Origin of the sequence: Acidaminococcus sp. CAG:542 (assembly GCF_000437815.1) — a bacterium.
Lineage (GTDB): Bacteria > Bacillota > Negativicutes > Acidaminococcales > Acidaminococcaceae > Acidaminococcus.
Genome location: NZ_FR902074.1, coordinates 1 through 9,928 on the forward strand (window position 1 = coordinate 1; position 9,928 = coordinate 9,928).

A 9,928-nucleotide genomic window follows, 5' to 3' on the forward strand; every position below is an offset into this window, starting at 1 on the left:
TATATTAACAAATCATTTGGAATTTGTCAACAACTTTTTTCTTTGTCTTTCATTCCTCTGACTTGTCTGCTTCCTCAAAGAGAAAGCTTGTATATAATATCAAACCTTCTCTTTGCTGTCAACAGTTTTTTTCAGCCAGGCAGCCAATTTGGCATGAGGTCCTGCCAGAGGGCGCTGGTCCCACTCTTCCGGAGCCAGCCAGGCCCAGTCCGGAGATCCCTCCTCAGGACAGTCTCCTCCGTTCATCCCATAGCCGGTCATGTGCCAGATCTGGTGGGTGAACACATGCCTGTGATGCCACAGCTCCGGCCCTGCAGCTCCCTCCAGCAGCTGTTCCAGTCCTGCCCTGGCCTTGTCCGGGTCCGGATCCAGCACCATGGGGAATTCCCACATGGAAGCCAACATCCCTTTGGCCGGCCGTTTGTGGAGCAGATACCGGCCTTCCCGGCACACCAGGCCGCAGGCTGCCGCCAGTTCCTTCTGGGGGGCTTTGGCTTTGCGCACCGGCAAAACCTCCGTCTTCCCCTCTTTCAGAGCCCGGCAGGATTCCCGCAGGGGACATTCCCCGCACCGGGGATGTTTGGGGATGCATACTTCCGCTCCCAGGTCCATCATAGCTTCGTTAAAGTCCCCGGGCCTGTCTGCCGGTATGGCGGCTTCTGCCAGGGCCGTAATGGTTTTCTTTCCTTGGGTGCCGGTAATGTCTTCTTCCACTCCGTAAAGCCGGGCCAGCACCCGGAGCAGGTTTCCGTCCACTGCCGGAACCTTTTCCCCAAAGGCCATGGACAGGATGGCTCCCACCGTATAGGCTCCGATGCCTGGCAGGTCCCCCAGGGCCTTCCGGTCCCGGGGCAGCTGACCGTCCCATTCCACCATCACCTGCCGGGCTGCCTTGTGGAGGTTCCGTGCCCGGCTGTAATACCCCAGCCCCTGCCAGGCCCGGAGCACCTGGTCTTCCGGTGCCTGGGCCAGATCCCGGATGGTGGGGAACTGTTCCATCCACCGGTGGAAATACCCTTTTACCGTTTCCGTCCGGGTCTGCTGGAGCATGATTTCCGATACCCACACATGGTAGGGATTCCGGGGATGGGACTCCCGCCAGGGCAGCTCCCGCCGAAAGCCATCGAACCAGGCCAGGAGAGTTTCCGTCCAGTTATTTGGTTTCATCCAGATGGACCTCCTGGAACACAGAATCGATTACATGGTCCCCGTCCGGGGCAAAAAGGATGGTCCCCCGGAGCTGTTTCCCGGCCAGCAGCCGGGGCAGCCAGATCCGGTCCGCCTCCCACATTTCCTCATAGGGCAGCTGGTCCAGGGAAAACCACCTGGGTTCCATTTCTTCCGACAATCGGGGCACTCCCTGCCACCGGCGGACAAAATACACCATGCCTCCATGGGACCATGTGCCGTCAGAAGGCTGGTCAAAGTACAGATCCGCCATCAGGTCCAGGTCTTCCGGCCGGACCTCAAGGCCGCTTTCTTCCCGGAGCTCCCGTACGGCGCACTGGCGCATGGTTTCTCCCGGCTCGATTTTCCCTCCGAAGCCGTTCCACTTGCCCACGCCCATGCCCCGTCGCTTCCGGCCCAGGAGCACCCGGTTTTCTCCGTCCAGCAGATACACCAGTGACGTATCCCTCATTTGGTCAGCACCGCTTCCACCAGGGCCTTCAGGAACCGGAACCGGGGTTCCAGACTGCTGATCAGGCCGTATTCCGTTACCGCATGGCCATTGCCTCCAATGGGGCCCAGGCCATCCAGGGTGGGGATCCCCAGGGCGGAGGTGAAGTTGCCATCGCTTCCCCCGCCGGCAGCCTGCCACTGGAAGGAGATACCCTCTTTTTGAGCCACCTGCTCTGCCAGACGGCAGAAGGCCAGGGATTTTTCTGTAGGCTTCATGGGCGGACGGGCCACGCCCCCTTCCACCTGGACCTTCACCCGGTCATCGAAGGGATGAGCTTCCAGTTCCCGGATGGCCCGGTCGATCCGTTCCCCTTCGCTGCTCTTTTCGATCCGCACATCGATGACACACCGGCACTGGGCGGCCACCACATTGGCAGCGGTGCCCCCCTGTACCAGTCCGATATTCACAGTAGTGCCGGCAGCCCGGTCAGCCAGGGCAATGATCTTTTCTCCCCAGCGGATGAATTCATTGATGGCGCTGGCTCCTTTATCCGGGTTCACCCCGGCGTGGGATGCAATGCCCGTAAAGGTCAGTGTGTACTTGCAGATGCCCTTCCGCTGGTTCACCAGGTCCCCATTGGGCCGGGCACTTTCCATGATCAGGGCATGGTCCGCCTTCCGGGCTTCCCGTTCGATTACCGGCCGGGAATACCGGGAACTGATTTCCTCATCCGGATTGAACAGCAGGCAGATGTTCCCCTGGATTTTTTCCCGGCTCACCGCTTCCGCCAGGTACACCATGAACAGGTCCCCGCATTTCATATCCGCGGAGCCCGGGCCTTTGTACTGGTCTCCCTCAATGGAAAAAGGACGGTCCTTTACGGTGCCTTTGGGGAACACCGTATCCATATGGCCCAGGAGGATTACGTCATAATGGTCCGGGTTCCCCCACACTGCCTTTACGCAGGGGCCCACCTGGTCTCCCACGGAAATGGTTTCTGTATGCCAGCCGGCTCCCTCCAGCCGCCGGCGGATCCAGGCCGCCACCTGAGCGGTCCCTTCCGGGTCCCGGCTGAAGCTTTCCGTATTCACCAGGGTTTCCAGATCTTTCAGATAGTCCTGCACTGCCAATGTCATGTCCGATTCCTCCTTCTCCCGGCTCCCTGCCGGCACTGTACTGGCTCTATTATATCAGCTTCGTGTAAATTGTTCTCGGTGAAAAAAGAAAGGGTACTGCCCGTCTTGCGCAGCACCCTTTCTTTTTTACCGCTGTACCATCATTTTCACATCTGTCAGGAAATCCTCCTGCCGGGCCAGGGCTTTTTCCGCCTGGGTCAGGGTCACCGGCCGGAAATAAATGGTCTGTCCCGGCTTCATCTGGGCCAGCCTGGGCAGATCCGCCTGGATCACCTGTCCGATCTTGGCATAGCCCCCGGTGGTCTGCCGGTCCGCCATCAGGATGATGGGATTCCCGTCCGCCGGCACCTGGATGGACCCGAAGGTCACTGGTTCGGAGATCATCTCCAGGCTGCTGTCCCGGTAGTGGAGCGGTGCTCCGCTGAGCCGGTATCCCATCCGGTCCGACTGGGCCGTAATGGTGTAGCCGCTGTGGAAGAACTCCTGAAGGGTGGCATTGTCGAACCAGTCCGCCTGGAGTCCCTGGGTCACCCGAATGGGCTCCCCGGTAAAGAGGCCAGTGGTTTCCACAGACCAGCCCAGGGTGCTGAAAGGCTTGCCTCCCGTTTTGGCCAGCACAGCCTTCAGCCCTTCCTGTTCCGCCGTCAGTTCCCCGGTTTCCAGTTCCGTGCCGTCAGCCAGAGGAGCACCTCCCACTCCGCCGATTTTGGCCCGGAGATAGGTGCTTTTGCTGTTCATCACTGCCGGCACGGCAAAGCCCCCGGCCACCGTCAGATAGCCCCGGGCCCCCTGGGCCGCAAAGCCGAAGGACAGGGTGCTGTCTTCCTTCACATACACCGCCCGGTTGAGAGGCACCGGTCTGCCCCCCAGTTTCGCCCCCAGGTCCGCCCCGGTAAGGGCGAACACCAGTCCTGCCGGCAGCTTCAGGAAGGGCCCGCTCATGGTCATTTCCAGAGCCCCTTCCCGGGCTTTGTTGCCTACCAGGATATTCCCCAGTTTCAAACTGAACAGGTCCATGGCCCCGCTGACCAGGACCCCGTATTTCTGGAATCCGTACCGGCCCGTATCCTGGAGCGTAGTGAGAGGGCCGCATTTTTTCACCATGATCTTCATTTCCGGCCACCTTCCTTCTCTTTCGCTGCCAGTTCCTTGTATTCCTCAGGAGTTATGCTGACAAATTCCAGCCGGTCACCGGCCTGGAGCAGGCTGGGATGTTCCAGATCCCAGGGACGGAACAGGGCCAGGGGAGTCCTGCCGATCAGCTGCCAGCCTCCAGGGGTTTCCAGGGGATAGGCACCGGTCTGGGAACCGGCAATGCCCACGGACCCGGCAGGGATGGCCAGCCGGGGAGTCTTCTTCCGGGGGGTGGCAATTTCCGGAGGCAGTCCTCCCACATAGGGGAAACCGGGGGCGAACCCGATCATATACACCAGATAGTCCCCGCCAGTATGGATTTTCACCACTTCTTCCGGCGTCATATGGTGGTACTCCGCCACTTCTTCCAGGTCCGGTCCGTATTCCCCGCCGTAGCACACAGGGATCCGGATCCGGTCCCCTTTCTTTTCCTTGGTGAACCGGATCCCTTCCAGGAGTTTTTTCACCCGGGCCGCCGCTTCCCGGTAGCCTTTGGACAGCCAGTGGTCCTCCGGCAGAGTAGATTCCCGGGCCAGTACCAGGGGATCGTAGAACACCGTCACACCGGTGTAGGAAGCTTCAAATTCCAGGAGTCCCGGGAAAGGATGCTGTTCCAGTTCCGTCACCAGAGCCCGGGCACACCGGAGGATCTCCGGGTCGATGGTATTGCCGAAGGAGACCATCAGGGCCCCTTCTCCCACCGGGCGGATCTGGGCAGCCTGCAGATATGCTGTTGCTTTTTCCATGGTTATTCCACCTTTTTATCCCAACAGTTTGGGGAGTAATTTGCCTGCTGTTTCCACTGCCAGGCAAAGCATCACAGCGAAGATGATCCAGCCGGTGACCGACAGGAACCGGGGATGCTGATAATCCCCCACAATGGCCTTTTTCCGGGATGCCAGGAGCAGTGCTCCCAGTACCAGAGGCAGGATCAGCCCGTTGAGGGCCCCGGCCAGGATCAGTACCTTCACCGGTTTGCCGATGAAAGCGAACACAGCAGCGGAAAAGATGATGAATCCAATGATCAGATACCGGTAGTTTTTGTTCAGTCCTTCACTGAAGGTACGGATGAAGGAAACGGAAGTATAGGCGCAGCCGATGACCGAGGTAATGGCCGCGGACCACATGACCACGCCGAAGATCTTGTACCCCACTTCCCCCACAGCCAGCTTGAACACGGAAGCCGGCGGGTTGGAAGGATCCAGGGTAAAGCCCTGGCTGATGACCCCCAGGGCCGCCAGGAACAGGAATACCCGCATAACACTGGTGATGCCGATGCCAGTCAGAGAGCTCCGGTTCACCTGGTCCAGCTTGTCTTCTCCGCAGATTCCCGCATCCAGCAGCCGGTGGCCGCCGGCGAAGGTGATGTATCCGCCTACGCTGCCTCCCACCAGGGTGACGATGGACATCAGATCGATGTGCTCAGGCATAAAGGTCCTGGCCACCGCTTCCCCCACTGGAGGATGGGAGGTCACCGCCACATAGACAGTGAGCAGTACCATGACGCCTCCGGCAATCTGGGCGAACTTGTCCATCAGGGTTCCCGCCTCTTTGCTGGAAAAGATGAAGATGGCAATGGCCGCGCTGATGAGAGCCCCCACAATGGGAGAGATCCCGAACAGCACATTGAGCCCCAGGCCGGCACCCCCAAGATTGCCGATGTTGAAGGCCAGGCCCCCGAACACCACAAAGGCGGACACCAGATATCCCAGGCCGGGCAGCACCATGTTGGCAATGTCCTGGCCGGGCTTTTTGGCTACGGCAATTACCCGCCACACATTCAGCTGGGCAATGGCATCGATGATGATCATGGCCAGGATGGCGAAGCCGAAGCTGGCTCCCAACTGGCCGGTAAAGACAGTGGTCTGGGTCAGGAAGCCCGGCCCGATGGCGGATGTGGCCATCAGAAAGGCTGCCCCCAGCAGCACGCTGATGTTGGATTCTTTTTTCATAACAACTTCCCCCTCATTTGGATCCTGTTATGGTTTTTCTGGGCTTTTGGAAACGGTCCGGCTGCTTTTTTCTCTTTTTTTACAGCACGCTCAGATCCGCATTCTTCACGTCGGTGATGAACATATGTCCCGGCGCATGGGTGATCATGAATTCCGGCTTCACCGCCATGGCCACCGCCTGAGGCGTTACCCCGCAGGGCCAGAACACCGGCACTTCCCCTTCCCGGATGGTGGAGGGATCTCCAAAATCCGGTTTGCTGATGTCCTGGATGCCGATGGCCGCCGGGTCGCCGAAATGGATGGGAGCCCCATGGACATTGGGCATCCGGCTGGTCACCTGGATGGCCCGGATGGCCGCTTTGGGAGTCATGGGACGCATGGAAACCACCATGGGCCCATGGAACACTCCGGCCGGAGTGCAGGGAATGTTGGTGATGTACATGGGCACATTGTGGTTTTCCGTAATGTGCCGCACATCCAGCCCCGCATCCAGCATGGGCCCTTCAAAGGAGAAGCTGCATCCCAGCAGGAAAGCCACCAGGTCGTCCCGCCAGTACCCGCTCAGGTCCGTTACTTCGTCGGTCAGTTCCCCGTGCCGGTAGATCCGGTATTTGGGGATGTCATACCGCAGATCCGCCCCGGGAGCCACGGCTTTGGGTTCCGGGCTCCCCACTTCCGTCACGTCAAGGACCGGACAGGGTTTGGGGTTCCGGGTGGTGAACAGGAGGAAATCAAAGGCCAGTTCCCTGGGCAGAACCACCAGGTTGGCCTGGGCATATCCGTTGCACATACCGCTGGTGAAGCTGGTGATTTTCCCCTCCCGGATCAGTTTCCGGACTTCGGCGGGTTTCATTTGGCTGTAATCCATAAGCAGATTCTCCTTTGCATGAAATTATTTCAGGAAGGTACCGGCCGCGGCGATTTCCACTCCGTTTTCCTGGAGGGCTTTCCGGATTTTCTGGGTGAACAGCAGGGCCTTTTCCCCGTCCCCATGGACGCAGATGGTATCCGCCTTCACCGGGATCACCTTACCGCTGAGAGTGGTCACCTGGCCCTTCAGCACCATGGACAGCACCTGGGCGATGGAGGCCTCTTCATCGGTGATCATGGCACCGGGCTGGGTCCGGGGCGTCAGGGAACCGTCTTCCTGATAGCTCCGGTCTGCAAACACTTCAGAAGCCACTTTCAAACCAACTTTTTCCGCTGCCTTGACGCTTTCGCTGCCAGCCAGGGCAAACAGGATGATTTCCGGATCCACATCATAAATGGCCTGGGCAATGGCTTCCGCCAGGGCCGGATCCTTGGCCGCCATATTGTACATGGCCCCATGGGGTTTCACATGCTGGAGCCGGGTACCTGCCGCTTTGGCAAAGGCGCTGAGAGCCCCCACCTGGTACACCACCATAGCATACACATCCGCCGGGGAAACGGCCATTTTCCGCCGGCCGAATCCGACCAGATCCGGATACCCGGGATGAGCCCCCAGGGCACAGCCGCTTTTCACTGCCAGATCCACGGTTTTCTTCATTACGGAAGGATCCCCGGCATGGAACCCGCAGGCAATGTTGGCCGAAGTCACCAGAGGCAGGACCTTGTCATCCATCCCGATTTTGTAAGCGCCGAAGCTTTCTCCCAGGTCAGAATTCAAATCGATTTTCATATTACTACTCCTTTCTTTATGCTACGTTACGAACATTAACGATATTACCATGATTTTTGTTTCCGATTAACTCTGTCACAATTTCTTCACCTTATACTGTATACACACCTATATTGTGTCAAATTTGTAATACATTCACACAATTTCACCCCAGCATCTTCAGGATGGTCTGGAGACTCATGTACAGCATCACGGCGAATACCAGCCAGCCGGTGTAGAACAGGAAAGAAGAATGTTTGTAAGCCCCCACGATTTTTTCCTTCTTGGCCGCCAACAGCAGAGAGCCCAGCACAATAGGCAGGATCAGGCCGTTCAGGGCCCCCACCACCACCAGCACCGTCACCGGTTTGCCGATGAAGGAGAAGATGAAGGAGGAGAACAGGATGAAGCCGATGATCAGGTACCGGTGGTATTTTTCCAGCACCGGACTGAAGGTCCGGATGAAGGAAACGGAAGTGTAGGCGCAGCCCACCACGGAAGTGATGGCCGCAGACCACATCACCAGCCCGAAGATCTTGTACCCCAGGTCACCGGCGGCCAGTTTGAACACAGAAGCCGGCGGGTTGGCCGGGTCCAGGGTCAGCCCCTGGGAAATGACCCCAAGGGTAGCCAAAAACAGCAGCACCCGCATCAGGCTGGTGATGCCAATCCCCATGGCGGAGCTCTTGTTCACTTCCTTCATGTTCTCCACCCCGGTGATCCCGGCATCCAGCAGCCGGTGGCCTCCGGCGAAGGTAATGTAGCCCCCTACACTGCCCCCTACCAGGGTGACGATGGACATCACATCCACCGTATCCGGCATAAGGGTCTTGGAAAGGGCCAGCCCCACAGGAGGATGGGAAGTGATGGCCACGTAGATGGTCAGAAGCACCATCAGACCTCCCACAATCTGGGCAAACCGGTCCATCAGGGCCCCGGCACTTTTATTGAGGAAAATGAACACGGCGATCACCGTGCTGATGAGAGCCCCGGTTACTGGGGAAACTCCCAGGAGCACATTGAGGCCCAGGCCAGCGCCCCCAACGTTTCCGATGTTGAAGGCCAGACCCCCGGCCACCACCAGGGCGGAAACAAAATACCCCAGCCCGGGCAAAAGGGCGTTGGCAATGTCCTGGCCGGGCTTTTTGGACGCCGCGATGATCCGCCACACGTTCAGTTGGGTAATGGCGTGGATCAGGATGGTGGCCAGGATCACAAAGCCGAAGCTGGCCCCCAGTTTGCCGGTGAACACCGTGGTCTGGGTCAGGAATCCCGGTCCGATGGCCGAGGTGGCCATCAGGAAGGCCGCCCCCAGCAGTACACTCCAGTTGGATTCTTTCATGATTGTACTCCTCCGTTCCGTCATTCAATTCTGTAAATTCTGATACAAAAACTTGAACTGCTGCCTTCCTGCGGTCCCCCTTTCCCATTCCAGCGTAATAAAGTGCACGCCTTTATTATAACCGAAAGCTTAACCTGTATTCATTAGAATTTATGGATAATTTGATTTATGTAAAAAAAGAAGTCAGACCGGCACCGGCCGGTCTGAAAGTTCATCGTTTGTCGTTAACCAGTAAGGATAGCAGATGCTCCCGCATCTGCTTTTGACCATAAAACCCGGAGGCCGGGAAGGGCCCGCCTGCGGCAATCCCCTACAGCGTTGGGGTCAGCGGACCAATGGAAAATCACAGAAACGGGATTGTCGAAAAATCCGTCCTCCTGACCCATATCCCCAACCTCCGGTACCAACGGCGTAGGGGCGTGCCACAGGCCCGCCCTTCCCGGCCTGCGGATTTCATACGTTTTCAGGAACCCGTCCCGGATTCCCTCCAAACTCTTCCCTCTGCTCGATCCCATTCAGAACTGCCAGCTCACCCCGGCATTCACCTGCCATTTGGTGCGGATCTGGCTGCTGAAGGTCCGGCTTACATCTGCGTATCCCTGGATCTTGGGACTGAACCGGTAGGTTCCTCCAAACCCGGCTTCCCACCAGCTGTCCCCGTGGTCCACGGCCGTTTCCAGGGTTTCCCCGTTCCGGGCCGCCATGGCCACCGTCTGGGCCCCGCCGAATTCGTGGAGCCAGGATACCTTTCCGTAATAATCAAAGGGATGCTTTCCCTCCTTGTGGCTCTTGCCGATCAGGATCCCCAGCCGTCCGATGGCGCTGTTGTACCCTTCCCGGTACACGTCCGTACCCCGGCTGGTGGTGTACCGGGTGCTGCTCAAGTGGCCCAGCACCAGCTGGCTCTGGGGTTCCAGGAACAGTTCTTTATCCTTGTCCAGGTACAGGGTCTTCCCGTATTCCACGCTCAGGCTCTGTTCCCGGGTCCGGTAATCCGCCTTGTCCGGATAAGGCCCCCAGGTGCTGATGTGGCTGTCGTCCCGGCCCACCCGGGCCACCACATCGGTGTAGCTGCCATGGCTGCCGGACCAGGTGCCGCAGAGG

General features: G+C 58.7%; 10 protein-coding genes. All 10 read right to left on the minus strand.

The genetic code is table 11. The features are described 5' to 3' along the window. Positions 1-99: 99 nt before the first annotated feature. Entirely contained in the window at positions 100-1,167 is a 1,068-nt protein-coding gene (gene mutY / locus QVO43_RS05655) for an A/G-specific adenine glycosylase (RefSeq protein ID WP_022487583.1), read from the minus strand. Further along, positions 1,154-1,639: an 8-oxo-dGTP diphosphatase gene (locus QVO43_RS05660; protein WP_022487584.1), complete on the minus strand. Its 486-nt coding sequence runs from the start codon at positions 1,637-1,639 to the stop codon at positions 1,154-1,156. The genes mutY and QVO43_RS05660 overlap by 14 nt, the downstream gene beginning before the upstream one ends. Next, positions 1,636-2,757 carry a M20 family metallopeptidase gene (locus QVO43_RS05665; protein ID WP_022487585.1) on the minus strand — a complete coding sequence of 374 codons (1,122 nt, stop codon included), beginning with the start codon at positions 2,755-2,757 and terminating at the stop codon, positions 1,636-1,638. The genes QVO43_RS05660 and QVO43_RS05665 overlap by 4 nt, the downstream gene beginning before the upstream one ends. 126 nt (positions 2,758-2,883) lie before the next feature. After that, positions 2,884-3,870: a biotin-dependent carboxyltransferase family protein gene (locus QVO43_RS05670; protein WP_022487586.1), complete on the minus strand. Its 987-nt coding sequence runs from the start codon at positions 3,868-3,870 to the stop codon at positions 2,884-2,886. Continuing rightward, on the minus strand, positions 3,867-4,637 hold the full coding sequence (gene pxpB, locus QVO43_RS05675) for a 5-oxoprolinase subunit PxpB (protein WP_022487587.1): 771 nt from the start codon (positions 4,635-4,637) through the stop codon (positions 3,867-3,869). The genes QVO43_RS05670 and pxpB overlap by 4 nt, the downstream gene beginning before the upstream one ends. A 15-nt stretch (positions 4,638-4,652) precedes the next feature. After that, positions 4,653-5,843 (minus strand): NRAMP family divalent metal transporter, encoded by a 1,191-nt coding sequence (locus QVO43_RS05680; RefSeq protein ID WP_022487588.1) that lies wholly within the window; start codon positions 5,841-5,843, stop codon positions 4,653-4,655. A 79-nt stretch (positions 5,844-5,922) separates the two neighbouring features. Further along, positions 5,923-6,711, minus strand: a complete 789-nt coding sequence (locus QVO43_RS05685; protein WP_022487589.1) for a putative hydro-lyase — start codon at positions 6,709-6,711, stop codon at positions 5,923-5,925. Positions 6,712-6,735: 24 nt separating this feature from the next. Continuing rightward, positions 6,736-7,503, minus strand: coding sequence for a LamB/YcsF family protein (locus QVO43_RS05690; RefSeq protein WP_022487590.1), 768 nt, complete (start codon positions 7,501-7,503; stop codon positions 6,736-6,738). Between the two features lie 145 nt (positions 7,504-7,648). Next, positions 7,649-8,824 (minus strand): NRAMP family divalent metal transporter, encoded by a 1,176-nt coding sequence (locus QVO43_RS05695; protein WP_022487591.1) that lies wholly within the window; start codon positions 8,822-8,824, stop codon positions 7,649-7,651. 515 nt (positions 8,825-9,339) lie between these two features. Continuing rightward, positions 9,340-9,928 (minus strand): autotransporter outer membrane beta-barrel domain-containing protein (locus QVO43_RS05700; RefSeq protein ID WP_288174601.1); only part of this gene is annotated, 589 nt, incomplete at its 5' end.

Excerpts from the sequence above, each read along its gene's own strand:
- QVO43_RS05690 (WP_022487590.1), bottom strand. The coding sequence starts at position 7,503 with ATGAAAATCGATTTGAATTCTGACCTGGGAGAAAGCTTCGGCGCTTAC.
- QVO43_RS05670 (WP_022487586.1), bottom strand. The coding sequence starts at position 3,870 with ATGAAGATCATGGTGAAAAAATGCGGCCCTCTCACTACGCTCCAGGAT.
- mutY (WP_022487583.1), bottom strand. The coding sequence starts at position 1,167 with ATGAAACCAAATAACTGGACGGAAACTCTCCTGGCCTGGTTCGATGGC.
- QVO43_RS05680 (WP_022487588.1), bottom strand. The coding sequence starts at position 5,843 with ATGAAAAAAGAATCCAACATCAGCGTGCTGCTGGGGGCAGCCTTTCTG.
- QVO43_RS05695 (WP_022487591.1), bottom strand. The coding sequence starts at position 8,824 with ATGAAAGAATCCAACTGGAGTGTACTGCTGGGGGCGGCCTTCCTGATG.
- pxpB (WP_022487587.1), bottom strand. The coding sequence starts at position 4,637 with ATGGAAAAAGCAACAGCATATCTGCAGGCTGCCCAGATCCGCCCGGTG.
- QVO43_RS05660 (WP_022487584.1), bottom strand. The coding sequence starts at position 1,639 with ATGAGGGATACGTCACTGGTGTATCTGCTGGACGGAGAAAACCGGGTG.
- QVO43_RS05685 (WP_022487589.1), bottom strand. The coding sequence starts at position 6,711 with ATGGATTACAGCCAAATGAAACCCGCCGAAGTCCGGAAACTGATCCGG.
- QVO43_RS05665 (WP_022487585.1), bottom strand. The coding sequence starts at position 2,757 with ATGACATTGGCAGTGCAGGACTATCTGAAAGATCTGGAAACCCTGGTG.